At 74.1% G+C, this 25,085-nt stretch carries 24 protein-coding genes and 1 pseudogene; 17 read left to right on the forward strand and 8 right to left on the reverse strand.

The features are described from left to right. Positions 1-36 precede the first annotated feature (36 nt). The 5 genes and pseudogenes from atpA to ABD994_RS24300 form a co-directional block, all read left to right on the forward strand. Positions 37-1,581: pseudogene (gene atpA, locus ABD994_RS24280) on the forward strand (F0F1 ATP synthase subunit alpha); the annotation flags it as partial. 209 nt (positions 1,582-1,790) lie between these two features. Further along, positions 1,791-2,843, forward strand: coding sequence for a F0F1 ATP synthase subunit gamma (locus tag ABD994_RS24285; protein ID WP_345421524.1), 1,053 nt, complete (start codon positions 1,791-1,793; stop codon positions 2,841-2,843). A gap of 11 nt (positions 2,844-2,854) precedes the next feature. Next, positions 2,855-4,315, forward strand: coding sequence for a F0F1 ATP synthase subunit beta (atpD, locus tag ABD994_RS24290; protein ID WP_345421527.1), 1,461 nt, complete (start codon positions 2,855-2,857; stop codon positions 4,313-4,315). Then, a complete protein-coding gene (locus ABD994_RS24295; protein ID WP_345421530.1) occupies positions 4,315-4,713 on the forward strand; it encodes a F0F1 ATP synthase subunit epsilon in 399 nt (132 codons plus the stop codon). The genes atpD and ABD994_RS24295 overlap by 1 nt, the downstream gene beginning before the upstream one ends. Before the next feature lie 18 nt (positions 4,714-4,731). Beyond that, positions 4,732-5,175, forward strand: coding sequence for a DUF2550 domain-containing protein (locus ABD994_RS24300; protein ID WP_345421533.1), 444 nt, complete (start codon positions 4,732-4,734; stop codon positions 5,173-5,175). On the opposite strand, the gene ABD994_RS24305 is transcribed toward ABD994_RS24300, so the two are convergent. After that, positions 5,157-5,657 carry a hypothetical protein gene (locus ABD994_RS24305; RefSeq protein ID WP_345421536.1) on the reverse strand — a complete coding sequence of 167 codons (501 nt, stop codon included), beginning with the start codon at positions 5,655-5,657 and terminating at the stop codon, positions 5,157-5,159. The two genes, ABD994_RS24300 and ABD994_RS24305, sit on opposite strands and share 19 nt — an antisense overlap. A 38-nt stretch (positions 5,658-5,695) precedes the next feature. After that, a complete protein-coding gene (locus tag ABD994_RS24310; protein ID WP_345421539.1) occupies positions 5,696-7,000 on the reverse strand; it encodes a D-arabinono-1,4-lactone oxidase in 1,305 nt (434 codons plus the stop codon). Between the two features lie 23 nt (positions 7,001-7,023). On the opposite strand from ABD994_RS24310, the gene ABD994_RS24315 reads away from it, so the two are divergent. After that, positions 7,024-8,190, forward strand: a complete 1,167-nt coding sequence (locus ABD994_RS24315; protein WP_345421542.1) for an alanine racemase — start codon at positions 7,024-7,026, stop codon at positions 8,188-8,190. Here ABD994_RS24315 and ABD994_RS24320 read toward each other — a convergent pair. Next, positions 8,187-8,771: a cob(I)yrinic acid a,c-diamide adenosyltransferase gene (locus ABD994_RS24320; protein WP_345421545.1), complete on the reverse strand. Its 585-nt coding sequence runs from the start codon at positions 8,769-8,771 to the stop codon at positions 8,187-8,189. The two genes, ABD994_RS24315 and ABD994_RS24320, sit on opposite strands and share 4 nt — an antisense overlap. A 70-nt stretch (positions 8,772-8,841) precedes the next feature. Between ABD994_RS24320 and murA the strand changes: the two genes are divergently transcribed. Further along, positions 8,842-10,110 (forward strand): UDP-N-acetylglucosamine 1-carboxyvinyltransferase, encoded by a 1,269-nt coding sequence (murA, locus tag ABD994_RS24325; RefSeq protein WP_345421548.1) that lies wholly within the window; start codon positions 8,842-8,844, stop codon positions 10,108-10,110. A 12-nt stretch (positions 10,111-10,122) separates the two neighbouring features. Here the strand turns inward: murA and ABD994_RS24330 are convergent, their stop codons facing one another. After that, positions 10,123-10,419: a hypothetical protein gene (locus ABD994_RS24330; RefSeq protein ID WP_345421551.1), complete on the reverse strand. Its 297-nt coding sequence runs from the start codon at positions 10,417-10,419 to the stop codon at positions 10,123-10,125. Between the two features lie 165 nt (positions 10,420-10,584). Here ABD994_RS24330 and ABD994_RS24335 point away from each other — a divergent pair, with 165 nt between their 5' ends. Continuing rightward, positions 10,585-12,615, forward strand: coding sequence for a protein meaA (locus ABD994_RS24335; protein ID WP_345421554.1), 2,031 nt, complete (start codon positions 10,585-10,587; stop codon positions 12,613-12,615). A 1-nt stretch (position 12,616) separates the two neighbouring features. Here the strand turns inward: ABD994_RS24335 and ABD994_RS24340 are convergent, their stop codons facing one another. Continuing rightward, complete coding sequence (locus tag ABD994_RS24340; RefSeq protein WP_345421557.1) at positions 12,617-12,976, reverse strand: nuclear transport factor 2 family protein; 360 nt, start codon at positions 12,974-12,976, stop codon at positions 12,617-12,619. Positions 12,977-13,090: 114 nt separating this feature from the next. On the opposite strand from ABD994_RS24340, the gene ABD994_RS24345 reads away from it, so the two are divergent. Further along, complete coding sequence (locus ABD994_RS24345) at positions 13,091-13,486, forward strand: PaaI family thioesterase (RefSeq protein ID WP_345421561.1); 396 nt, start codon at positions 13,091-13,093, stop codon at positions 13,484-13,486. Between the two features lie 2 nt (positions 13,487-13,488). Here the strand turns inward: ABD994_RS24345 and ABD994_RS24350 are convergent, their stop codons facing one another. Both ABD994_RS24350 and ABD994_RS24355 read right to left on the reverse strand, forming a co-directional pair. Then, positions 13,489-14,439 (reverse strand): methyl-accepting chemotaxis protein, encoded by a 951-nt coding sequence (locus tag ABD994_RS24350; protein WP_345421564.1) that lies wholly within the window; start codon positions 14,437-14,439, stop codon positions 13,489-13,491. A gap of 49 nt (positions 14,440-14,488) precedes the next feature. Continuing rightward, positions 14,489-14,974 (reverse strand): NUDIX domain-containing protein, encoded by a 486-nt coding sequence (locus ABD994_RS24355; protein ID WP_345421618.1) that lies wholly within the window; start codon positions 14,972-14,974, stop codon positions 14,489-14,491. 84 nt (positions 14,975-15,058) lie between these two features. On the opposite strand from ABD994_RS24355, the gene nucS reads away from it, so the two are divergent. From nucS to ABD994_RS24395, 8 genes are all read left to right on the forward strand, one after another. Beyond that, entirely contained in the window at positions 15,059-15,718 is a 660-nt protein-coding gene (gene nucS / locus ABD994_RS24360; protein ID WP_345421567.1) for an endonuclease NucS, read from the forward strand. Then, positions 15,719-16,210, forward strand: a complete 492-nt coding sequence (locus ABD994_RS24365) for an HIT family protein (protein ID WP_345421570.1) — start codon at positions 15,719-15,721, stop codon at positions 16,208-16,210. 50 nt (positions 16,211-16,260) lie between these two features. Then, positions 16,261-17,775: an aldehyde dehydrogenase family protein gene (locus ABD994_RS24370; protein ID WP_345421573.1), complete on the forward strand. Its 1,515-nt coding sequence runs from the start codon at positions 16,261-16,263 to the stop codon at positions 17,773-17,775. Between the two features lie 69 nt (positions 17,776-17,844). Next, complete coding sequence (locus tag ABD994_RS24375) at positions 17,845-19,212, forward strand: FAD-binding oxidoreductase (protein ID WP_345421576.1); 1,368 nt, start codon at positions 17,845-17,847, stop codon at positions 19,210-19,212. After that, positions 19,209-20,342 carry an MBL fold metallo-hydrolase gene (locus ABD994_RS24380; protein ID WP_345421579.1) on the forward strand — a complete coding sequence of 378 codons (1,134 nt, stop codon included), beginning with the start codon at positions 19,209-19,211 and terminating at the stop codon, positions 20,340-20,342. The genes ABD994_RS24375 and ABD994_RS24380 overlap by 4 nt, the downstream gene beginning before the upstream one ends. Then, on the forward strand, positions 20,339-21,796 hold the full coding sequence (locus tag ABD994_RS24385; protein ID WP_345421582.1) for an MFS transporter: 1,458 nt from the start codon (positions 20,339-20,341) through the stop codon (positions 21,794-21,796). Before ABD994_RS24380 ends, ABD994_RS24385 begins: the two co-directional genes overlap by 4 nt. 61 nt (positions 21,797-21,857) lie before the next feature. Beyond that, on the forward strand, positions 21,858-23,642 hold the full coding sequence (locus tag ABD994_RS24390; RefSeq protein ID WP_345421585.1) for a 3-hydroxyacyl-CoA dehydrogenase family protein: 1,785 nt from the start codon (positions 21,858-21,860) through the stop codon (positions 23,640-23,642). Continuing rightward, a complete protein-coding gene (locus tag ABD994_RS24395) occupies positions 23,642-23,944 on the forward strand; it encodes a hypothetical protein (protein WP_425550118.1) in 303 nt (100 codons plus the stop codon). Before ABD994_RS24390 ends, ABD994_RS24395 begins: the two co-directional genes overlap by 1 nt. Before the next feature lie 4 nt (positions 23,945-23,948). Here ABD994_RS24395 and ABD994_RS24400 read toward each other — a convergent pair whose 3' ends face one another. Beyond that, positions 23,949-25,082 (reverse strand): DivIVA domain-containing protein, encoded by a 1,134-nt coding sequence (locus ABD994_RS24400; protein ID WP_345421589.1) that lies wholly within the window; start codon positions 25,080-25,082, stop codon positions 23,949-23,951. Between the last annotated feature and the right edge of the window lie 3 nt (positions 25,083-25,085).

Consider the following 25,085-nt stretch of genomic DNA (forward strand, 5'->3'; position numbering starts at 1 on the left):
CCCGAACACCCCTAACGTCTAGCGAGAGCGGAAGCCATGGCCGAGTTGACCATCTCCTCCGACGAGGTCCGTAGCGCGATCGAGGACTACGTGTCCTCGTACTCCGCGGACTCGACCCGTCAGGAGGTCGGCATCGTCACCTCGACGGGTGACGGCATCGCCTACGTCGAGGGCCTGCCCTCGACCATGACCAACGAGCTCCTCGAGTTCCCCGGCGGCGTCCTGGGCCTGGCCCAGAACCTCGAGGAGCGCGAGATCGGCGTCGTCATCCTCGGGTCGTACGAGACCATCGAGGAGGGCCAGCAGGTCACGCGCACCGGCCGGGTGCTCTCGGTGCCGGTGGGCGACAACTTCCTCGGACGGGTGGTCAACCCGCTCGGCCAGCCGCTCGACGGGCTCGGCGACATCGAGTCCGAGGGTGAGCGCGAGATGGAGCTGCAGGCGGCCTCGGTCGTCGAGCGCCAGAGCGTCAGCGAGCCCCTGCAGACCGGCATCAAGGCGATCGACGCCATGACCCCGGTCGGCCGCGGTCAGCGCCAGCTGATCATCGGTGACCGCAAGACCGGCAAGACCGCGGTCTGCACGGACACGATCATCAACCAGCGCGAGAACTGGGAGACCGGCGACCCGCAGCAGCAGGTGCGCTGCGTCTACGTCGCGATCGGCCAGAAGGGGACCACGATCGCCGGCGTGCGCCAGGCGCTCGAGGACGCCGGCGCGATGGAGTACACGACCATCGTCGCCGCCCCGGCCTCCGACCCGGCGGGCTTCAAGTACATCGCCCCCTACGCCGGCTCGGCCATCGCGCAGCACTGGATGTACCAGGGCAAGCACTGCCTGATCGTCTTCGACGACCTGTCGAAGCAGGCCGAGGCCTACCGCGCGATCTCGCTGCTGCTGCGCCGCCCGCCGGGCCGTGAGGCCTACCCGGGCGACGTGTTCTACCTGCACTCGCGGCTCCTCGAGCGTTGCGCGAAGCTCTCCGACGAGCTCGGCGCCGGGTCGCTGACGGGCCTGCCGATCGTCGAGACCAAGGGCGGCGACATCGCGGCCTACATCCCGACGAACGTCATCTCGATCACCGACGGCCAGTGCTTCCTCGAGGCCGACCTGTTCAACCAGGGCCAGCGGCCCGCGCTGAACGTCGGGAACTCGGTGTCGCGCGTCGGCGGCGACGCCCAGATCAAGGCGATGAAGTCGGTCGCCGGCCGCCTGCGCGTGGACCTCGCGCAGTACCGCGAGCTCGAGTCGTTCGCGGCCTTCGGCTCGGACCTCGACCCGACCAGCCAGGCGCAGCTCGACCGCGGCGCCCGCCTCATGGAGCTGCTCAAGCAGGGCCAGGGCGAGCCGTACCCGGTCGAGGAGGAGGTCGTCGGGATCTTCCTCGGCACCCGTGGTCACCTCGACTCGGTGCCGGTCGAGGACGTCCCGCGCTTCGAGTCGGAGTTCCTCGAGCACGTCCGCCGCGACGGCGGGGTGCTCCAGGAGATCCGCGACTCCGGCAAGCTGACCGACGAGGGCGAGGAGCGGCTCAACAAGGCCGTCTCGGAGTTCAAGCAGCAGTTCGCCACCGGCTCCGGCGAGGCCGTCGAGGACGACGGCGGCAGCGGTGAGCTGGTGGGCGAGAGCGACTCGGAGACCGACGGCGACGAGGGTTCGGACGAGTCCTCCGGCTCCGACTCGGACTCCGGCTCGAGCTCGTCCGACGCCGAGGCGTCCGACTCCGACTCCGGCTCGGGCTCCGGCTCGGACTCCGGGTCGTCCTCCCAGGGCTCGGGGAGCTAGGCCGTATGCCCGCATCCCTGCGCGTCCTCCGCCGGCGCATCCGGTCGACCAAGAACATCGCCCAGATCACCAAGGCGATGGAGATGGTCGCGGCCTCGCGCATCGCCAAGGCGCAGGCCCGCGTCCAGGCGGCGCGGCCCTACTCCGATGAGTTCACCCACGTCCTGACGACGGCGGCGAAGGCGGGCGCGAGCGACCACCCGCTGCTCGTGCCGCGGGAGGAGCCCGGCCGCGTCGGGATCCTCGTGATCACCAGCGACCGGGGTCTCGCGGGCGGCTACAACGCGAACGTCCTGCGTGAGTCCGACCGGCTCCTGCGCGAGTACGAGAGCGCCGGGCGTGGGGCCTCGCTGTTCGTCATCGGCGGCAAGGGCGCGTCGTACTACCGCTTCCGCAATCGCGAGATGGCGGGGCAGTGGTCCGGCTTCTCCGAGGTCCCGGACTACCCGAACGCCACCCACGCGGCCGACACGCTGACCGCGGTCTTCCTCACCGGCGACGGCGAGACCGTCCAGCGCCCGTCCGACGACGACCAGGGCGGCTCCTCCCAGGGCGGTGACGGCTCGTCCGAGGGCTCCGAGGGCGGCGGCTCCTCGCGCGGGACGTCGTTCGTCCCGCCCGAGGACGCCGAGGGCCTGGACGGCGTCGACGAGCTGCACGTCGTGTTCACGGCGTTCAACTCGATCGCGAGCCAGACCGTCGTCGTCCGGCAGATCGCCCCGCTCGAGCTCGACGAGGACGACGAGTCCGGCGACTCCGACTCCGGGGGCTCCGGGTCGGACTCCGAGGAGCGGCAGGCCGAGTACGAGTTCGAGCCGGAGCCCGAGGTGCTCTTCGACCGGCTCATGCCCAAGTACCTCCGCGCGCGGGTGTTCGCGGCGCTGCTCGACGCCGCGGCGTCCGAGTCGGCGGCCCGGCAGCGCGCCATGAAGGCGGCGACGGACAACGCCAACGACCTGGTCGAGAACCTGACCCGGGAGGCGAACCAGGCCCGCCAGGCCCAGATCACGCAGGAGATCAGCGAGATCGTTGGCGGCGCCAACGCCCTCGCCGAGTAGGGGAGCTGACGATGACCCAGTCCACCGCTAGTGACGCCGCCGCGGGCACCGAGGAGAACGGCTCGCAGGGTGCCGTCGGCCGCATCACCCGCATCCTCGGCCCCGTCGTCGACGTGGAGTTCCCGCGCGGCGAGGTGCCCGACCTGTTCAACGCCCTCACGCTCGACGTGACCCTCGGCGACAACACCAAGAAGATGACGCTCGAGGTCGCGCAGCACCTCGGCGACAACACCGTGCGCACGATCTCCATGCAGCCCACCGACGGCGTCGTCCGCGGTGCGGACGTGCAGGACACCGGGCACGCCATCTCGGTGCCGGTCGGCAACGTCGTCAAGGGCCACCTGTTCAACACCCTGGGCGACTGCCTCGACGAGCCGGGCTACGCCGCGGACGCCGAGCGCTGGACGATCCACCGCGACCCGCCCCCCTTCGAGGAGCTCGAGGGCAAGACCGAGGTGCTCTGGACCGGCCTCAAGGTCGTCGACCTGCTCACCCCCTACGTGCAGGGCGGCAAGATCGGCCTGTTCGGCGGTGCGGGCGTCGGCAAGACGGTGCTCATCCAGGAGATGATCCAGCGCATCGCCCGCAACTTCGGCGGCACCTCGGTGTTCGCCGGCGTCGGGGAGCGCACCCGTGAGGGCAATGACCTCTGGGTCGAGCTCGGCGAGGCCGACGTCCTCAAGGACACCGCCCTCGTGTTCGGGCAGATGGACGAGCCGCCGGGCACGCGCATGCGCGTCGCGCTGTCGGCGCTGACGATGGCGGAGTACTTCCGCGACCAGCAGGAGCAGGACGTCCTGCTGTTCATCGACAACATCTTCCGGTTCACGCAGGCCGGCCAGGAGGTCTCGACGCTGCTGGGCCGCATGCCCTCGGCGGTGGGCTACCAGCCGACCCTGGCCGACGAGATGGGCGAGCTGCAGGAGCGGATCACCTCGACCCGCGGCCGCTCGATCACCTCGATGCAGGCGATCTACGTGCCCGCCGACGACTACACCGACCCGGCGCCGGCCACCACGTTCGCCCACCTCGACGCGACCACGGAGCTCTCGCGTGGCGTGTTCGCCAAGGGCATCTTCCCCGCGGTGGACCCGCTGACCTCGACCTCGACGATCCTCGACGCGCAGTACGTCGGCGAGGACCACTACCGGGTCGCCCGCGAGGTCATCCGGATCCTGCAGCGCTACAACGACCTGCAGGACATCATCGCCATCCTCGGCATCGACGAGCTCTCCGAGGAGGACCGCCTCACCGTCGCCCGCGCGCGGCGCATCGAGCGCTTCCTCGGCCAGAACATGTACGCCGCCGAGCAGTTCACCGGCGAGCCGGGCTCGTTCGTGGACGTCAAGGACACCGTCGAGGCCTTCGACAAGATCACGCAGGGGGAGTACGACAACTTCCCCGAGCAGGCCTTCGCGATGGTCGGTGGGCTCGACGACGTCGAGGCCGCGGCCAAGAAGTACTCCTCCTGATGGCGGAGATGGAGGTCGCCATCGTCGGCGTCGAGAAGCAGCTGTGGTCGGGCCAGGCGAACTTCGTCTCGGCCCGCACGGTGGAGGGCGACATCGGTCTGCTGCCCGGGCACCAGCCGATGATCGCCGCGCTCGACGAGGCCGGGGTCGTCCGGATCGACCCCACCGACGGTGAGTCCTTCCACGCCGCGGTGTTCGGCGGGTTCCTGTCGGTCACCGCGGAGTCGGTGACGATCCTCGCCGAGCTGGCCGAGATGGCGTCGGAGATCGACGTCGCCGCGGCCCGTGACGCGCTGCAGAAGGCCGAGGGCGGTGGCGACGACGTCGACGACACCGCCGCGGCCGCCCATCGCGCGCGGGCACGCCTGCGGGCGGCCGGCGAGAACCCGGATCGCTGAGGGCGGCGAGCGGCACCGGTGGGGACGACGCTGATCGCCGAACTGGCGGCCGTCGTCGTGCTCTCGGTGCTGCTCGTCGTCGCCCTGCTCGCCGTGCGGCGCCTGCGGGTGCTCCGGCGCGGCGGTGTCGACGTCGCCCTGCGGGAGGCCCGCACGGGCGGTGACCTGCGCGGCTGGCACTCCGGGCTCGCGCGCTACCGCGGCAACGAGTTCCGCTGGTTCCGCATCAGCGGCCTGCGCTCGGGGGCCAACGTCGTGCTCGACCGCACCCGGCTCGAGATCATCGACCGTCGCGCCCCGGTCGCGGGGGAGATGCACCCCGCGGGCTCGACGGTGCTGTCCTGCCGGCAGGGCGGCACGACGTGGGAGCTGGCCATGGGCGCGGACGCGCTGACCGGGTTCTCCTCGTGGCTCGAGTCGATCCCGCCCGGCCGCTCGACGGGCTACCGGCAGGCCAGCTGAACCGCCGCCTCCAGGGCGGCGCGGAACGTCGCGACCTCGGGGGCGTTGCCGGTCGGGACGTGGCGGGTGGTCCGCCGCGTGGTGCCGAGCGCCGTGCTGGTCAGGGCCAGCACGCCCTGCGGCACGCCACCGGTGCCCCGCGGCCGCAGCCCGGTGGCCGCCGGCGCCACCTCGAGCTGGTCGAGCCGGTGGAAGCTGACGCGCGCCGCGGGGTCGACCTGGTCGTACCGGTCGTCGTGGCCCTGCCGGTAGGCGATGACCAGCAGGTCCGGCGAGAGCAGCAGCTCCGTCGTGTGGTGCTCGACGCGCGGGCCCGACCGCAGCCGCTCCATGGTGTCCTCGTCGGTGCGCAGGCCGTGGGTGACCCCGTCGAGCGGGTCGCCCTCGTACCCGCGCGCCGCGGCCTGCCGCCGGACGAACGCGGCGGTGGCCGCCGGGAGGTCGTCGACGGTGATCACCCCGGCCAGCAGGTTGCGCGCCATCCCGCCACCGTGCTGCCGCGCGCCGCGGTGGTCAACGCTCAGACCGGTCCGAGCACGCGCTCGAGGTGGGCGTTCGTGAACAGCCCGCCGGGATCGACGTCGCGGCGCACGCGCCGGAAGTCCTCGAACCGCGGGTAGCGCTCGCGCAGGGCGTCGGCGTCGAGGTGGTGCACCTTGCCCCAGTGGGGCCGCCCGCCCGCGGCCGCGGCCACGGCGCCGAACGCCGCGAAGTACTCCTCGCGCGGGGCGCCCACGTACTGGTGGATCGCGACGTAGGCGGTGTCGCGGCCGTGGGCCGTCGAGAGCCACACGTCGTCGGCGGGCGCGGCGCGCACCTCGACGGGGAAGAGCACCGGGTGCTCCAGGCGCGGGACGAGCGCCCGCAGCTCGTCGAGCACCCCGGCGAGGCGCTCGCGCGGCACGGCCCACTCGGACTCGACGAACCGCACGCGGCGCCGCGTGGTGAACACGCGGGGGGACTGGTCGCCGTACTCGCGCGTCGAGAGCACCGACGACGCGACCCGGCCCAGCGGGACGGCGGTGCGCGGGACGGCGCGGCCGACCCGGCACAGCGTCCCGAACGCCGCGTTCTCCACCAGGTCGAACTCGACGAACCGCCGCACCGGGTGCAGCGGCGGCGGCGGGTCCGGCGTGCGCCGGTGGCGCTTGACCAGCGCCTGCGCGCCGTAGGGGAACCAGTAGAACTCGACGTGGTCGGCCTCGTCGAAGAGCCCGTCCAGGCCGGCGACGACGTCGTCCAGCGGCTCCGGGCGCTCGACCGCGTGCAACGTGAACGCCGGCACGCACTGCAGCTCCACGTGCGTGACGACGCCCAGCGCGCCGAGCCCGACGCGGGCGGCGGCGAAGAGCTCCGGGTGCTCGCCGGCGTCGCCGTGCACGGTCGTGCCGTCGGCGAGCACGAGGTCGAGCCCCACGACCTGCGTCGCCAGCCCGCCGACGCGCGTGCCCGTGCCGTGGGTGCCGGTGCCGACGGCGCCCGCGATGGTCTGGGCGTCGATGTCGCCGAGGTTGGCCATCGCGAGCCCGTGCGCGTGCAGGGAGGCGTTGAGTGCGCGCAGCGTCGTCCCGGCCCGGACCCGGACGCGGCCCGTCGTGGTGTCCAGGGACTCGACGCCGGTCCAGTGCCGCAGGTCGAGCGCGTGGGAGTCGGTGGCGGCCAGCGGCGTGAACGAGTGGCCGCTGCCCCGGGGACGCAGGGTGCCGCCGTCGGCGGCGGCCGCGCGGACGGCGGCGACGACGTCGTCGACGGAGCGGGGCCGGTGCACCCGGGCCGGGGCGGCGGTGACGTTGCCGGCCCAGTTGCGCCAGGTGCCACGGACCATCCCGGCACCGTAGCCTCCGCACGGTGATCAGCGACCGGGATCGCGCCACCGCCCACCTCGACCCGCCCTTCGCGGTCGTCGACCTCCGCGCCTTCGACGCGAACCTCGACGACCTGCTGCGCCGCGCCGGCGAGCGCCCGATCCGGCTGGCCACCAAGTCGGTGCGGTGCCGCGCGCTGATCGCGCGGGCCCTCGAGCGTCCGGGCGTCACCGGCCTGATGTGCTACGCCCTGCCCGAGGCGCTGTGGCACGTCGCGGCCGGGACCGCCGACGACGTCCTCGTCGGGTACCCGACGGTCGACCGCGCGGCGCTGCGGGCCCTGGCCGCCGACGAGCGGGCCCGCCGCACGGTGACGCTGATGGTGGACTCCGTCGCCCACCTCGACCTCGTCGACGCCGTCCTCCGCCCGGGGCACCCCGAGCTGCGGGTCTGCCTCGAGCTCGACGCGGCCTGGCGGCCGCTGCCCGGGCTGCACGTCGGCGCGCGGCGCTCGCCGGTCCACCGTGCGCGCACCGCTGGCGCGCTGGCCCGGGCGATCGTCGACCGTCCCGGCTTCCGGCTCGTCGGGGTGATGGCCTACGAGGGCCAGATCGCCGGCGTCCCGGACGCCACGGGCGCGCGGATCCGCGACGGCGTGGTGCGCTGGATGCAGCGGCGCTCGGCGCGCGAGCTGGCCGGACGCCGGGGCGCGGCGGTCGCGGCGGTGCGGGAGGTGGCCGCGCTGGAGTTCGTCAACGGCGGCGGCAGCGGCAGCGTCGAGACCACCCGCGCGGATCGGTCGGTCACGGAGATCGCCGCCGGCTCCGGGCTCATCGGCTCGACGCTCTTCGACGGCTACACGCGCATGCACCCCCGACCGGCGGTCGCCTACGCGCTGCCGGTCGTCCGGCGCCCCGACCGCCGCACGGCGACCCTCGCCGGCGGCGGCTGGGTGGCCTCGGGGCCCGCGGCCGTGTCCCGGCTGCCGTCGCCGGAGACCGGCCTCGCGCTGACCGGCACCGAGGGGGCGGGGGAGGTGCAGACGCCGGTGCGCGGCCGGCACGTGCCGGACCTCGGCGACCGCGTCTGGATGCGCCACGCGAAGGCCGGCGAGCTCGCCGAGCACGTCACGACCTACCACCTGCTCGACGGCGACCGGATCGCGGCGAGCGCGCCCACCTACCGCGGGGAGGGCAAGGCGTTCGGTTAGCCCTGCTGCTCCTCGGGCCCGCCCGGCACCCAGAGGACGTCGCCGCCGGGGTTGGCGACGCGGCCGAGGATGAACAGCAGGTCCGACAGGCGGTTGAGGTAGTGCGCGGGCAGCACGCTGGTGCGGTCCGGGTCGGCGGCGACCACCGCCCAGGTGCTGCGCTCGGCGCGGCGGGTGACGGTGCGCGCGACGTGGAGGTACGCCGCGGCCGGCGTCCCCCCGGGCAGGATGAACGAGTCGAGCTTGGGCAGGTCCTCGTTGAACGTGTCGCACCAGCCCTCGAGCCGCTCGATCTGGCGCTCGGTGACCCGCAGCGGCGGATACTCGGGGTCCTCCACGATCGGCGTCGCCAGGTCGGCGCCGACGTCGAACAGGTCGTTCTGGATCTGCCGCAGCGGGGCGACGATCGCCTCCGGCGGCGCCCCCACCGACAGCGCGACCCCGATCGCCGCGTTCGCCTCCTCGGAGTCGGCGTAGGCCGCCAGCCGCGGGTCGGTCTTGGGCACGCGCGAGAAGTCCGAGAGACCGGTGGTCCCGTCGTCGCCGGTGCGCGTGTAGATCCGGGTCAGGTGAACGGCCACGACACCAGTCTAGGGAGCCGGGAGCGCCGCCGACGGGTCCGCGCGGGGCGGCGGGTAGCGTCCACGCCCGATGAACGAGCACTTCGTCGTGCGCGGCTCGGGCCGGCTGGAGGGCGCGGTCGACGTCGTCGGCGCCAAGAACAGCGTGCTCAAGCTGATGGCGGCCTCCCTGCTGGCCGAGGGCCGGACGGTCATCACGAACTGCCCGGAGATCCTCGACGTCCCCCTCATGGCGGACGTCCTGCGCAGCCTGGGCTGCGCGGTCGCGGTCGCGGGCGACACGGTGACGATCGACGTGCCCGCCGACCTGTCCCCGGAGGCCGACTACCGGTCGGTGTCGCGCCTGCGCGCCTCGGTGTGCGTCCTGGGGCCGCTGGTGGCCCGCTGCCGGCGGGCGGTGGTCCCGCTGCCGGGTGGCGACGCGATCGGCTCGCGGCCCCTCGACATGCACCAGGCCGGCCTGCGCCTGCTCGGGGCGTCCAGCGAGATCTCCCACGGCTGCGTGGTCGCGGACGCGGAGACGCTGCGCGGCGCCCAGATCTGGCTCGACTTCCCCAGCGTCGGCGCCACCGAGAACATCCTCATGGCCGCGGTCTTCGCCGAGGGCACGACGGTGATCGACAACGCCGCGCGCGAGCCCGAGATCGTCGACCTCGTGACGATGCTCCAGCAGATGGGCGCCAAGATCGAGGGCGGCGGCACGTCGACGCTGACGGTGCACGGCGGCGCCGCGCTCACGCCCACCACCCACCGCGTGATCGGCGACCGGATCGTGGGCGCGACCTGGGGCTTCGCCGCCGCGATGTCGGGCGGCGACGTCACCGTCCGGGGCGTCGACCCGCACCACCTCGACCTCGTGCTCGACCGGCTCGGGCAGGCCGGCGCCGAGGTCACGGCCGACGGCGACGGCTTCCGCGTCGTCATGGCGCGGCGGCCGCGCTCGGTGGACTGGGTGACGCTGCCCTACCCCGGCTTCGCGACCGACCTGCAGCCCATGGCCATCGCGCTCTCGGCCGTCTCCGAGGGCACGTCGATGATCACCGAGAACGTGTTCGAGGGCCGCTTCCGCTTCGTCGAGGAGATGGTGCGCCTCGGCGCCGACGCCCGCACCGACGGCCACCACGCGGTGGTGCGCGGCGTGCGGCGGCTGTCCTCGGCGCCGGTGTGGGCCTCGGACATCCGCGCCGGCGCCGGCCTCGTGCTCGCCGGGCTCTGCGCCGACGGCGAGACCGAGGTGTGGGACGTGGCCCACATCGACCGCGGGTACCCGCTGTTCGTCGAGAACCTCGCGGCCCTCGGCGGGGACATCGAGCGGATCGTGGCGCCGCCGCAGCGCTGACCGTTCCCCGCGTCAGAGGTCGTGCAGCACCAGCCGTGCGTCGTCGGCGTCGGACGGGAACGCGAGCAGCCGCCAGCCGTCCACGCCCTTGCTCACCGTCACCCGCACCTTCTCGCGGGCGAGCTTGGCGACGAGCACGTCGGCGGCCTCCCGCGTGGGCACGACGGCGACGGTCTCGAGCAGCCCCAGGTCGCCGTTCTCGTCGGGCAGCGCGCCCTGGGGCCCGCGGCCGAAGGTGTAGCGCAGGATGCCGGCGAGCAGGATGATCATCGAGATCGCGAGGAGGATCTCGGTGACGGAGCCGACCATGTCCGTCATTGTCACCCTCGCGGCCCCGCCGCGCCGCGTCTTCCTGACCGATCCTGTGGGGCACGGCATCCCGCGCCCGGCCCCGCCGAACGGACCCGTCGGTAACATCAGCGGGTCGTCCGGCCAGGCCCCCGCCGGACGACAGCGATGCGGAGGTGCTGTCCCGTGCCCTACCCCAGCGACGACTCCCGCGACCGGCCCTGGGTCATGCGGACCTACGCCGGCCACTCGTCGGCGCGCGCGTCCAACGAGCTCTACCGCCGCAACCTCGCCAAGGGCCAGACCGGCCTGTCCGTGGCCTTCGACCTGCCCACGCAGACCGGCTACGACCCCGACCACGAGCTGGCCAAGGGCGAGGTCGGCAAGGTCGGCGTCCCCGTCTCGCACATCGGCGACATGCGGGCGCTGTTCGACCAGATCCCGCTCGACGAGGCCAACACCTCGATGACGATCAACGCGACGGCCATGTGGCTGCTCGCGCTCTACGTCACCGTCGCCGACGAGCAGGGCGCGGACCGCGGCAGGCTGGCGGGGACGACGCAGAACGACATCGTCAAGGAGTACCTCTCGCGCGGGACCTACGCGTTCCCGCCCGCGCCGAGCGTCCGGCTGATCACCGACATGATCGCCTGGACCTACACGAACGTCCCGAAGTGGAACCCGATCAACATCTGCAGCTACCACCTGCAGGAGGCCGGGGCGACGCCGACGCAGGAGGTCGCCTACACGCTCTCGACCGCGATCGCGGTGCTCGACGCGGTGCGCGACTCGGGGCAGGTCCCGCCCGAGGACTTCCCGACGGTGGTCGGGCGCATCTCGTTCTTCGTCAACGCCGGGCTGCACTTCATCGAGGAGATCGCGAAGCTGCGGGCGTTCTCCCAGCTCTGGGACGAGCTGTGCCGGGACCGGTACGGCGTCGAGGACCCCAAGATGCGCCGGTTCCGGTACGGCGTGCAGGTCAACTCCCTCGGGCTCACCGAGGCCCAGCCCGAGAACAACGTCCAGCGCATCGTGCTGGAGATGCTCGCGGTGACGCTGTCCCGCGACGCCCGGGCCCGCGCGGTGCAGCTGCCGGCGTGGAACGAGGCGCTCGGCCTGCCGCGACCCTGGGACCAGCAGTGGGCGCTGCGGATGCAGCAGGTGCTGGCCTACGAGACCGACCTGCTCGACCACGACGACGTCTTCGCCGGCTCGCACGTCATGGAGGCCAAGACGGCCGCCATCGTCGAGGGCGCCCGTGCGGAGATGGCCAAGGTGGCCGAGATGGGCGGCGCGGTGCCGGCCGTCGACTCCGGCTACATGAAGTCCCAGCTCGTCAGCTCGCTCGCACAGCGCCGGATGCGGCTGGAGTCGGGCGAGGACACCGTCGTGGGGGTCAACGAGTTCACCTCCACGGAGCCCAGCCCGCTGCAGGCCGAGGGCGCCGAGGCCATCTTCACCGTCGAGAAGTCGGTGGAGGAGGAGGCCGCCCGCGCGGTGCAGGAGTGGCGCTCGGCCCGCGACCAGGAGGCGGCCGACGCGGCGCTCTCCCGGCTCCGGGAGGCCGCCGGCACCGACGAGAACCTCATGGAGGCCACGCTGGCCTGCGCCAAGGCCGGCGTGACGACGGGGGAGTGGGCCGGCGCGCTGCGCGACGTCTACGGCTCCTACCGCGCCCCGACGGGCGTGTCCGCGGCGTCGTCGGGCTCCGGCGAGGCGCCGGAGGAGCTGGCCGAGGTCCGGGCCCGGGTGCGTGCGACCGCCGAGGAGATGGGCACGGCGTCGCTGCGGATGCTCGTCGGCAAGCCCGGCCTCGACGGGCACTCGAACGGCGCCGAGCAGATCGCCGTCCGGGCCCGCGACGCCGGCTTCGAGGTCATCTACCAGGGCATCCGGCTCACGCCCGCCGAGATCGTGGCCGCCGCCGTGCAGGAGGGCGTCCACGTCGTCGGCCTGTCGGTGCTGTCGGGCTCGCACCTCGAGGTCGTCCCGGCCGTGCTCGACGGCCTGGCCCGCGCCGGCGCCGACGACATCCCGGTCGTCGTCGGGGGGATCATCCCGCCCGCCGACGCCGAGCAGCTGCAGCGCCTCGGCGTCCACCGCGTCGTGACGCCGAAGACGTACTCGCTGACCGGGATCATGGGCGAGTTCGTCGACGTGGTGCGCGAGGCGAACGGGCTCGACAGCCCCTCGCCGGCGCCGGTCGCGGGGTCGTAGGTCAGCTCGGGACCTTGTCGAGGAACCCGTGGACCCGGGCCAGCCGGCCGTCGTCCGCGATCTCCGCGACGTCGAACCCGACCACCACGGGCTCGGCGCCCGCCGGGCCGAGGTGCCAGGTGAAGCGGACGACGTCGTGGTGGGCGTCGAGCAGCTCGCCGCGGGTGAACTCCAGGCCCGCGAACTGCTGCTGGGCACCCGCGATGAGGGCGTCCACGCCGTCGTGGCCGGCGACGTCGGCCAGCGGGTCGACGTAGCGGGCGTCGGGCGTGAACGCCGCGGCGATCGCGTCGCGGCGGGCGGCCGGGTCGGTCGCGTTCCAGGCGGCGAGGTAGCGGTCGATGGTGGCGGTGGTGTCCATGGGGTCCTCCTTCGTCGTGGCTGACGGGGAGAACCCTGACCGCGGCGCGGTAGCCGGGTCGATGACCTCGTGGGTCATGGACGATCAGCACGCCGCGGCCCGACGCTGCTGTGCGTGACCCCCGACGACCTCATCGCCGCCATGCCCTTCGCCGCCGGCCTCGGTATCCGTCTCGAGACCGCCGGCCCGGACGAGACCGTCGCCGTGCTGCCCTGGTCGGACGCGCACACCACCGCCGGCGGGCTGCTGCACGGCGGGGCGCTGATGACGCTGGCCGACACCGCCGGCGCCGTCTGCGCGTTCCTCGCCCTGCCCGAGGGGGCCCGCACGGCCACGACGCAGTCGGGCACCCACCTGCTGCGCGCGGTGGCGGGGTCCGACGTGCGGGCGACCGCCCGGCCGGTGCACGCCGGGCGGACCCAGATCGTCGTCCAGACCGACGTCACCGACGACCGGGGCCGCCTCGTCGCCCGGACCACCCAGACGCAGGCGGTGATCGTGGGTGGCTGAGGTCAGTCCTCGTCGTCGTCGCGGGCGCCGCGGCGCTTGAGGAACGAGAAGCCGGGGATGCCGTCGATCGCCTGGCGGAGGTCCTTGGTGACGTCGAGGAGCTCGTGGAGGTCCGGTCCGACGCGGTCGAGCGTCGCGAGGATCGGCATGATGTCGGTGACCATGTGCTCGGTGAACTGCGGCATCTGGTCCACGAGTTTGATGGCCGCGTCGACCTCCTCCGGGCTGAGCTCGTCGACGAACTTGCCGGCCAGGGGCGCGGCGCGCTCGAGCATCGGGCGGTAGGTGTCGAGGAGCTCCTGCGCCGAACGGCTCGTGGTCCCCGCTCCCTCGACGATCTCCCGCGCGCCGGCGGTGATGTCGCGCGCGTCGCCCACGACGCCCTCGGCGCCCGACGTGATCGTGCGGGCCGAGTCGACGACCTCGGACGCGCCGGAGGTGATGCTGCGCGCGGACGTGACGACCTCGTCGGCCCCGGAGGTGATGCCGCGGGCGGAGTCGACCACCTCGGCGGCCCCGGAGGTGATGCCGCGGGCGGACTCCACCACCTCGGACGCGCCGGAGGTGATGCCGCGGGCCGAGGAGACGACCTCGTCGGCACCCGCCGTGATCTTCCGGGCGCTCCCGACGACCTCCTCCGCGCCCGAGGTGATCGAGCGCGCCGACCCGACGACGTCGTTCGCGCCCTCGGTGATCCGGCCGGCCTCGACGATGACCCCGTCCACCCGCGTCATGACGCCGTCGACCCGCCCGACGATCGTGTCGGCGCGGTCGACCAGGCCGTCGACGCGCTCGGCCAGCGCGCCGAGCACGCCGACCAGGCGCGTCACCTCGTCGAGCAGGGCGTCGACCCGGCCGGGCAGGCGCGCGCCGACGTCGACGACCTCGCCCACCCAGCCCAGCACCTCGTTCGGCGTGGGGACCGACACGGGACCGAGGCGCACCAACGACATGCCCCCACTGTGCCCGCGCCCACCCCGTCCATACCCGTCGCGTGCCCGGCTACGGCGACCGGAGCATCAGCAGCGCGTAGGCGGCGAGGGTCTGGGCGTCGGTGATGTCGCCGGCGCGGACGCGGTCCTCGAACTCGGCGCGCGGGACCCAGGCGAAGCGCATGTCGGCCTCGGTGTCCTCGCGGTCCGGGGCGCCGGCGGTGAGGTCGGTCGCCAGGTAGGCGCGGCCGCGCTGGGAGGACACGCCGGGGGCGACGTCGAGCAGGCCGAGGTAGGTCCACGTCGCCGCGGTCAGGCCGGTCTCCTCGCGGAGCTCCCGCGCCGCGAGCTCCCCGGCGGGCATCTCCGCGCGGTCGGGGGCGGTGCCCTGCACGAACTCCCAGCGCCGCAGCCCGATCGGGTAGCGGTACTGCTCCACCATGCCCAGGCGGTCGGCCTCGAGGGCGATGACCAGCGCGTAGTCGGGCTTGTCGATCACCCCGTACACCCCGTCCGACCCGTCCGGACGGCGGAAGGTGTCCTCGCGGAGCGACATCCACGGGTTCGTGTAGATCTCGCGGCTGGTCGTCGTCACGGGGTGCTCCACGGCGGCGCATCCTGCCCTCCTACGCTCGGCGGCGTGCGTCTCGTCATCGCCCGGTGCACGGTCGACTACGACGGCCGCCTGACCGCCCACCTGCCGAGCGCCCTGCGGCTCCTGCTGGTCAAGGCCGACGGGTCGGTGAGCGTCCACGCCGACGACCGCGCCTACAAGCCGCTGAACTGGATGAGCCCGCCGTGCTGGCTCACCGAGGCGCCCGGCGTGTGGACGGTGCGCAACAAGGCCGACGAGACGCTGACGATCACCCTCGAGGAGATCCAGCACGACTCCAGCCACGAGCTGGGCGTCGACCCGGGGCTGGTCAAGGACGGTGTCGAGGCGCACCTGCAGGAGCTGCTCGCCGCCCACGTCACGACGCTGGGGGACGGCTGGACGCTGGTGCGGCGCGAGTACCCGACAGCCATCGGCCCGGTCGACCTCCTCTGCCGCGACGCCGCGGGCGCCTCGGTGGCCGTCGAGATCAAGCGCCGCGGCGAGATCGACGGCGTCGAGCAGCTGACCCGCTACCTCGAGCTGCTCAACCGCGACCCGCTGCTCGCGCCGGTGGCGGGCATCTTCGCCGCGCAGCAGATCAAGCCGCAGGCCCGCACGCTCGCCACCGACCGCGGCATCCGCTGCGTCACGCTCGACTACGACGCCCTGCGCGGCGCCGAGGTCGACGAGTTCCGGTTGTTCTGAGTGGGTGGGCGCCTGTCCCGGGCCCTCGCCCGGCGCCTGGGTCGCGTCCGGGAACGCCTACCGGCCGAGGTCGACGGCGAGTGCGTGTTCTGCCGCATCGTCGAGGGCCGGGGCGAGGCCAGCGTCGTGGCCGAGAGCCCGGGCGCGCTGGCGTTCCTCGACCTCCAGCCGGTGACCCCGGGCCACGTCCTCGTCGTGCCCCGCCACCACGCGGCCCACCTCGCCGACCTCGACGACGTCGACGGTGCCGCCGTGTGGGCGCTCGCCCGCCGCGTCGCCGCGGGCCTGCGCGTCGCGGGCCTCGCCGAGGGCGTGAACCTGCTGCTCGCCGACGGGGCGGTCGCCTGGCAGACGGTGTGGCACGTCCACCTGCACGTCATCCCGCGCCGCCGCGGCGACGGCCTGCGCCTGCTCGCGGCCTGGACCCGCCCGGGGCGCACCCGACTCGACCACACGGCCGACCGGATCCGCGGCGCGGTGGAGGACACATGACACAGAAGAGGCAGTCGCGCCTGACGGCTACCGGTGCGTAGATTCGGCCCATGACGAGCACCCGCGACGCGGTGTCGGTGCCCGCGACGAGCGACGGCGACGGCACGGACGCGTTCGACTCGCTCGACCCCCGGACGGGCGAGGTCATCGCCTCCTACCCCCGGCACACGCCGGCGCAGGTCGAGGAGACCGTGGCCCGGGCGCGGCGGGCGGCGCGCTGGTGGACCGACCTGGGCTTCAAGGGCCGCGAGCACCGGCTCGCGGCGTGGCGCCAGTACATCGACCGCCACCGCGACGAGCTCGCCGCCGTGGTGAGCCGCGAGACCGGCAAGCCGATGGACGACGCGCGCATCGAGGGCATCCTCGCGCTCGACCACCTGCACTGGGCCGGCAAGCACGCGGCGCAGGTGCTCGGTCCGCGCAACGCCGCGGCCGGCCTGCTGATGATCAACCACAAGGCCACCGTCGAGTACCCGCCGGTGGGCGTGGTCGGCGTGCTCGGCCCCTGGAACTACCCGGTGTTCACGCCGATGGGCTCGATCGCCTACGCCCTCGCGGCGGGCAACACCGTGGTGTTCAAGCCCAGCGAGCTCACCCCGGGCGTCGGGAAGTGGCTGGTCGACAGCTTCGCCGAGGCCGTCGGCGAGGACGCCGTGTTCCAGCTCGTCACCGGTGAGGGCGAGACGGGCGCCGCGCTGTGCCGCGCCGGGGTGGACAAGGTCGCGTTCACCGGGTCGACGGCGACGGCCAAGAAGGTCATGGCCACCTGCGCCGAGCGCCTGACGCCCGTGCTCGTCGAGTGCGGCGGCAAGGACGCCCTGCTCGTGGACGCCGACGCCGACCTCGACGACGCGGCCGCCGCGGTGGTGTGGGGCGCGATGTCCAACGCCGGCCAGACCTGCGTCGGTGTCGAGCGCGTCTACGTCGTCGACGAGGTCGCCGAGGACCTGCTGGACCGCGTCGCCCGCCGCGCCGCGAACGTCACGCCGGGCGGGGCCGCCGACTCCCAGTACGGGCCGATCACCATGCCCTCCCAGCTCGGGATCATCTCCGGCCAGATCGACGACGCCCTCTCCCGCGGGGGCCGGGCCGTCGTCGGCGGGCGCGACTCCGTGCGCGCGCCCTACGTCGACCCGGTCGTGCTCGCCGACGTGCCCGAGGACTCGACCGCGGTCACCGACGAGACGTTCGGCCCGACCGTCGTGGTCAACCGCGTCCGCGACATCGACGAGGCCGTCGACCGCGCCAACGCCTCGCGCTACGGGCTGGGTGCCTCGGTGTTCGGCAAGGCCCGCGGCCACGAGGTCGCCCGCCGGCTGCGCGTCGGGATGGTGTCGGTCAACGGCGTCATCGCGTTCGCCGGCATCCCGTCGCTGCCCTTCGGCGGCGTCGGGGACTCCGGCTTCGGGCGCATCCACGGGGTCGACGGGCTGCGCGAGTTCACCCGCCCGCTCGCGATCTCCGAGCGCCGCTTCCGCAGTGTCAACGTCATGACGTTCGACCGGCCGGGCTGGGTCGTGACGGTCCTGGCGCGGCTCGTCAGCGTCCTCTACGGCCGCCGCTGACGCTCCGCACCCGCACGCTCACGGGAGACGATCTACCGCCGGCGCCGTGCGTCGGTCAGGCTGCGTCGTGTGCCCGAGGATCTCCGCGACCGGGTCGCCGGTCCGGTGTTCCGCCCCGGTGACGACGGCTACGACGCCGAGCTGGCCGGGTTCGACCTGGCGGTCGGCCAGCACCCCGCGCTCGTGGTCGGCGCGACGGGGGCGGCCGACGTCATCGCGGCCGTGCGCCACGCGATCGGGGCGGGGCTCCCGGTCGGGGTGCAGGCCACCGGCCACGGCATCACCGTCCCGGCCGACGACGCCCTGCTGATCACCACCCGTCGGGCGGCCGGCGTGCGGGTGGACCCGGCGGACGGGACGGCCTGGGTGGAGGCCGGGGCCGTGTGGTCGCGCGTGCTGCACGAGGCGGCCCCGTTCGGGCTGGCGCCGCTGGCGGGCTCGGCCCCCGCGGTCGGGGCCGTCTCGTACACCCTGGGCGGCGGGCTCGGGGTGCTCGGGCGCCGCTGGGGCTTCTCGGCCGACCACGTGCGCCGTCTCGACGTCGTCACCGCCGACGGGGAGCCGCGTCGGGTGACCGCCGACGAGCACCCGGACCTGTTCTGGGCGTTGCGCGGCGGCGGCGGCAACGTCGGGGTCGTCACCGGCATGCAGTTCGAGCTGGTCGCGCTGCGCGAGCTCTACGGCGGTGGGCTGTTCTTCCCCGGCGAGGAGGCCGCCGCGGTGCTCGGTGCCCTGCTCGAGGCGGGTGGCGGGGCGCCCGACGACGTCAGCCTCTCGGCGATCCTCATGACCTTCCCCGACGTGGCGGCCGTGCCGCCGCCGCTGCGGGGCCGCTGGTGCTGCCACGTGCGGGTCAGCTCGACCGGCGACCCGGCCCGCTGCGAGGAGGTCATCGCGCCGATCCGGCGGGCCGCGACCCCGCTGGCGGACACGGTGCGCACGATGCCGGTCACCGACGTCGGCACGATCCACGCCGACCCCACCACGCCGGTCGCCACCAACAGCCGCTCGCTGGTGCTGCACCGCGCCGACCCCGGCACCGTCGCGGCGATCCTGCGCCACGCGGGCCCGTCCACGTCGTTCCTGGTCGAGGTGCGGCAGATGGGCGGCGCGCTGGCCCGCGAGCCCGCGGTGCCCAACGCCGTCGGGCACCGCGACGGCGCCTGGACCGTCTACACCACCGCCTACCCCCACCCTGACGGGCCGACGCCGGCCGACACCGCCGCCGAGCAGGCCCTGCTCGACGACCTGGGCCCCTGGACCGACGGCGGGGCGCTGGTGAACTTCCTGGCCGGGGCCCACGTCACCCCCGCCGACGTGCGCTCGGCCTACGACGAGGCCACCTGGCAGCGACTCGTCGCGATCAAGACCGCCTGGGACCCGGACAACGTCTTCCGCATCAACCACAACATCCCGTCCCGCGAGAGGACCCCATGACGCTCGGCGACGTCCAGGTGATCGACGACCGCACGGTCCTCGTGCTCGGCCAGGAGCTGGACGTCGCGCACGACCGGCCGGACGTGGGCAACGCGCTCGTGCACCGCGCCGGCGACACGCTCGTCCTCGTCGACACCGGCGTGACCGAGGCGTTCCGCGCCGCCCTGCGCGCGGCGGCCGACCGCGTCGGGCCCTGGTCACGGCTGCTCCTGCTCACCACCCACGGTCACACCGACCACGTCGGCAACAACGACCTCGTCGACGAGCTCGCGGCCGAGCGCGGCGCGCCCGCCGAGCACTGGATCCCGGCGCGCGACGTCGAGCAGATGGCCCACCCCGTCCCGTACTGGGAGCACGCGTTCGCCCGGATCGCCGGGGTGACCGCGCTCCCGGCCCCGCCGGCGCTGTCGGCGGCGAAGATCGTCTCGATGTTCCAGCCCCTGCACCCCTTCGGCGACACCACCCGCACCTACGAGGAGCGCCCGCTCGAGCGCCTCACCCTCGGCTCGGTCCGGATGACCGGGTGGTCCTTCGCCGGGGGCGCGGTCCGGGTCCTGCGCAGCCAGGGGCACACCGCCGGCCACGTCGTGGTCCACCTGGCCGAGACCGGGCTCCTGCACCTCGGCGACGAGCCCAACGGGGGGTGCGGGGCGATGCCGGACGCCGACCAGCTCAAGCTGGCGACGGTGCTCGGGGCGGTCGCCACCGCGGCCGCCGAGGGGGCGGTGACGACGGTGACCCAGGCCCACGACGCCACGGTGCGCCGGGGCGCCGACGCCGTCGCCCACCTCGACGAACTCGTCGAGCAGGGCCTGGCCCTGCAGGGGGCGGCCGTCGAGCTCACCGCCGGGCACGCGGAGGTCGACCCGACGGCGTTCACCGACGCGATCACCCACCGGCTCGCGGAGCTCGGCGACGGCCCGAGCCCGAATCCGGTGTTCACCGGCATGATGGCGGTGAACCTGCTGGCCGAGCTCGGGCTGCGGCCCGCCCGCGGCGACGACGCCCGCCCGTGGGCGGCGCCGGCGCGGACCGACCCGGAGCCGGTCGCCGGGATGCCCCACGGCCTCGCGCTGCTGCCGGCCGCCGCCGCGATGGTGGGCTGGAAGCTGCGCGGGCGCGACAAGTGAGCACCCCCGCACCGGAGTCCTCACCGAAGCGGTGGCTCGTCCTGGTCGCCATGACCGGCTCCCTGTCGATGATCATGCTCGACCAGACGGTCGTGTCGGTCGCCCTCCCGACGATGGGGCGCGACCTGTCGCTGGACCCCGCCGGGCAGCAGTGGATGGTCAACGCCTACGTGCTGGCCCTCGCGGCCCTGGTCGCCCTCGGGGGCAAGGCCGCCGACCTCCTCGGGCCACGGCGCGCCTTCCGGTCCGGGGTGACCCTGTTCTTCCTCGCCTCGGTGGGCTGCGGGCTCTCCCCGGCGGGCGACCTCGGCGAGGCGACGATCATCGCCTGCCGGACGCTGCAGGGGGCGGGCGCGGCGCTCATGGTGCCGGTGTCGGGCGCGATCGTCATCGCCTCGTTCGGCCCGGGGGAGCGCGGACGGGCGATGGCGATCTTCGCCGGCATCAGCCAGATCTTCGTCGCGCTCGGGCCGCTCATCGGCGGTCTGCTCACCGAGTACGTGTCCTGGCGCGCGGTGTTCTTCCTCAACGTGCCGGTCGGGATCACGACGCTCGTGCTCGTCGCGATCGCGCCGGTCCCGGCCGCCCGCGTCCCCGGGACCGTCGTCCGGCCCCTCGACGTGGTGCTCGTGGTGGCGGGCCTCGCCGCCACGACGTTCGGCATCCAGCTCGCGGGGACCGCGGGCCCGGCGTCCGCGCCGGTCCTGGCGCTGCTCGTCGGCGGTCTCGCGGCCACGGGCTGGTTCGTCGTGCGCCAGGTGCGGGCGGCCGACCCGCTGATCCACGTCCGGCTGTTCACCGACCGTGCCTTCACCGGCGACACCGTCGTCATGGGCCTGGTGCAGTTCGGGCTGCTCGGGCTCGTGCTCTACAGCTCGATCTACCTTCAGGAGCTGCTCGACCTCGGTCCGATGCAGGCCGGGCTCGCGGTCCTGCCGCTGATCCTGCCGCTGACCCTCGCCGCCCAGCTCGGGGGACGCTGGTTCGACCGCGCGGGCGTCCGCGGTCCGGTCATCACCGGTCTCGTCCTCTGCGCGGCCGGGACGGTCCTCTGGCTGCTGGCGCTGCCGGGCCTCGACTACGCCCTCCAGACGCCCGGGATGGCCCTGGTGGGCGTCGGGCTCGGGCTCACGCTGTCCCCGACCAACACCGACGCGCTGGCCCGCGTCGGCGTCACCGAGCGCACCCAGGCCTCCGGGGTGGTCCAGACCGTCCGCCAGCTGGGCGGCACGCTCGGCGTCGCGGTGATCGGTGCGGTGGTGATCGCCGCCGAGCCCGACCTGCCCGGGCGCACGGCGGGCCCGGCGGGCATCGCGGCGGGCTTCGGGGTCGCGGCCGGGGCGTTCGCGCTCGCGGCGGTGGTGGGGGCGCTGCTCCTGGCCCGTCGGGTGCCGGCACCTACCGGAACGGTCAAGTTACCCGCTGGTACGAACCCCTCCGCCGGACCCGGGTGAGACGCCGCCACGCATGGCAGGATCGCGCCGGACAGCGGTCGTCGGCAGGAAGGTCTGACACGTGGCGCGCGAATTCGCCCGGGTGGGAGTGGTCGGTCTCGGCACCATGGGGGCCGGGATCGTCGAGGTGTTCGCCCGGGGCGGCATCGAGGTCGTCGCGGTGGAGGTCGACCAGGCCGCCGCGGACAAGGGCCGCGAGACGCTCGAGGCGTCGACCCAGCGGGCCGTCGACCGCTCCAAGCTCGCCGCCGACGACCGCGAGGCGCTGCTCGGCCGCGTGTCGATCAGCACGAACCTCGACGACCTCGCCGACGTCGACCTCGTCGTGGAGGCCGTGCCCGAGCGCCTCGAGCTCAAGGCCGAGGTGTTCGCCGCGCTGAGCAAGGTGTGCGGGCCGCAGACGATCTTCGCGTCGAACACCTCGTCGCTCTCGATCACCGAGCTGTCGGTGCGCACCGAGCGCCCGCACCAGGTGGTCGGCATGCACTTCTTCAACCCCGCGCCGGTGCAGGCGCTGGTCGAGGTCGTGCGCACGGTCGTCACCGACCCCGAGGTGCTCTCCGACGTCACCGAGCTCGCGGTGTCGCTGGGCAAGAGCCCGGTGGTGTGCGGCGACCGCGCCGGCTTCATCGCCAACAACCTGCTCTTCACCTACCTCAACCAGGCCGTCGGGATGTTCGAGTCCCACTACGCCGGGCGCGAGGACCTCGACGCCGCGATGCGCTACGGCTGCGGCTACCCCATGGGCCCGCTGGCGCTCATGGACCTCATCGGGCTCGACACCGCCTACGAGATCCTCGACACGATGTACCGGCAGTCGCGCAACCAGCGCCACGCGCCGGCCCCGATCCTCAAGCAGATGATCACCGCCGGGCTGCTCGGCCGGAAGTCCGGGCGCGGCTTCTACACCTACGCCGCGCCGGGCTCGCCCGAGGTCGTCGCCGACAACCTCACCCCGCCGCCGCCGGGGCAGGAGGGCGGTGACCACCGTCCGGTGCAGGTCGTGGGCGTCGTCGGTACGGGCACGATGGCCACCGGCATCGCCGAGGTGTTCGCGAAGTCCGGCTACGACGTCGTCGTCCGCGCGCGCACCGAGGCCAAGGGCGAGGGCGTCGTCGCGGGCATCCGCAAGTCCCTCGAGAAGGCCGTGGTCAAGGGCAAGCTCTCCGAGTCGGGCCGCGACGAGACGCTCGCCCGCGTCCGGCCGACCACCTCGTTCGACGACCTCGCCGGCTGCGACCTCGTGGTCGAGGCCGTCGCCGAGGACCTCGAGGTCAAGCAGGCCGTCTTCGGCGCGCTGGACGACGTCGTCAAGCAGGGCGCGATCCTCGCGACCACGACGTCGTCGCTGCCGGTGGTCGAGTGCGCCGCCGCGACGCAGCGTCCCGACGATGTCGTGGGCATGCACTTCTTCAACCCGGCGTCGGTGATGAAGCTGGTGGAGATCGTCAGCCCGATCACCACCGCGCCCGACGTCACCGCGACCGTGCGGGCCGTCACCGCGTCGATCGGCAAGCACCCGGTGCTCTGCGGGGACCGCGCGGGCTTCATCGTCAACGCCCTGCTCTTCCCCTACCTCAACGACGCGACCGCGATGCTCGAGGCCAACTACGCGACCGCCGACGACATCGACTCGGCCATGAAGAACGGCTGCGGCCTGCCGATGGGCCCGTTCGCGCTGCTCGACGTCGTGGGCCTGGACGTCTCGCTGGCGATCGAGCGCTCGCTGTACATGGAGTTCCGGGTCCCGGGCTTCGCGCCCGCCCCGCTGCTGGAGCACCTCGTCACGGCCGGGCGCCTGGGCCGCAAGACGGGCCAGGGCTTCCGGGACTACCAGAAGAAGTAGTGCCCCGCCGGCCTCGTCGTCAGCCCGCCCGCCCCGCAGCCGAGCCCCCGGCGCTGCGGGGCGGCTGGCTGCGCGACGAGGACGGCTGGACCGTGCGCTCGATCAGCGGCACCGCCGCCACGAAGAGCTACGTCTGCCCGGGCTGCCACCAGGACATCCCGCCGGGGACGCCCCACGTGGTGGCCTGGCCGGCGGAAGACGAAGCGGAGCGGAGCTCGACCTGGTCGGGGGTCGAGCCCGAGGGCACCGTCGAGCGCCGGCACTGGCACACGGGGTGCTGGCGCCGGGCGCGACGCGCCTGACGGGCTAGCGCGAGGGCGCCGCGCTGCGCTGCTCGGGCGCGGAGGCGCCACCCAGCTCCGGCTCGGCCGGGTGGGCGCCGTTGGTGTGCCCGGCCGGCGGCTCCGGGAGGACGGGACGGCCGTCGGCGGCGTCCTCGTCCGGGAACGCGTCGACGGTGGGCAGGGCGCCCAGGGCCGCGCGCAGGGTGGTGAGCTGCTGGCCGACACGGTCGCGCAGGCGGCGCATCTCGGCCACCTCGGCGTCGGCCTCGCGCAGGCGGCGCCGGGCCTCCTCGGCGGCGTCGCGCACGTACTTCTCCGCGCGCTCCTTCGAGGCCTGCTCGTCGGCCTCGAGCGCGAGCATGGCCTCACGGCGGCGGGCCGCCATGGCGACGGCGAAGTCGTGCTCGACCTGCTCGCGGCGGCTGCGCCCCTCGCCGTCGAGGCGCTCGCGCTCCTGCTCGGCGTCGTGACGCAGGCGGGCGACCTCGGCGCGCGCGCCGTCCATGAGGCTGCGGTGCTCGTCCTCCATCACCTGGCGGCGACGGTCGTTGTCGGCGAGCCCCGCGTCGTAGCGGGTGCGCGCCTCGCCGGCCTCGGCCTCGGCCCTCTCGTGGATCTCGCGGGCCTGGCGGCGCGCCTCGTCCAGCGTGCCGCGCGCCTGCTCCTCGGCCTGCTCGACCATCCGGCGGGCGCGGTCGTCGGCGTCGGCGAGCGTCCCACGGGCGTGCTCGTCGGCCTCGGCGCCCGTGCGCCGGGCGTGCTCGTCGGCCTCACGGCGCACGCGGCGGGCGTACTCGTCCGCGTCCTCCCGGATGCGCTGGGCGGTCTGGCCCGCCTCCTCGCGCATCGAGCGGGTCTCGTCCTGCGCCAGCCGCAGCATGCGCTGGAGGCGCTCGGAGAGCCCCTCCATGGTGTCGGGCGGGGCCGAGAGACGGTCGACCTGCGCGCGGAGGTCCTCGACGTGCGCGCGGTGGTGGTCCAGCGCGCGGGCGAGCTCGCTGGCCTGCGCGACGGCGGCGTCGCGGTCCGCCGTGAGGATGCGCAGGTCGGCCTCGACGCGGTCGAGGTGCTCCTCGACCTGCCCGCGGTCGTAACCGCGGCGTACGACGTCGAAGCCGGTGCCCAGCGGCAACAGCTCGTGCTCGTCCGACGACATGCG

It is taken from the genome of Actinomycetospora chlora (assembly GCF_039542135.1).
In the GTDB taxonomy this organism is placed as follows: Bacteria; Actinomycetota; Actinomycetes; order Mycobacteriales; family Pseudonocardiaceae; genus Actinomycetospora; species Actinomycetospora chlora.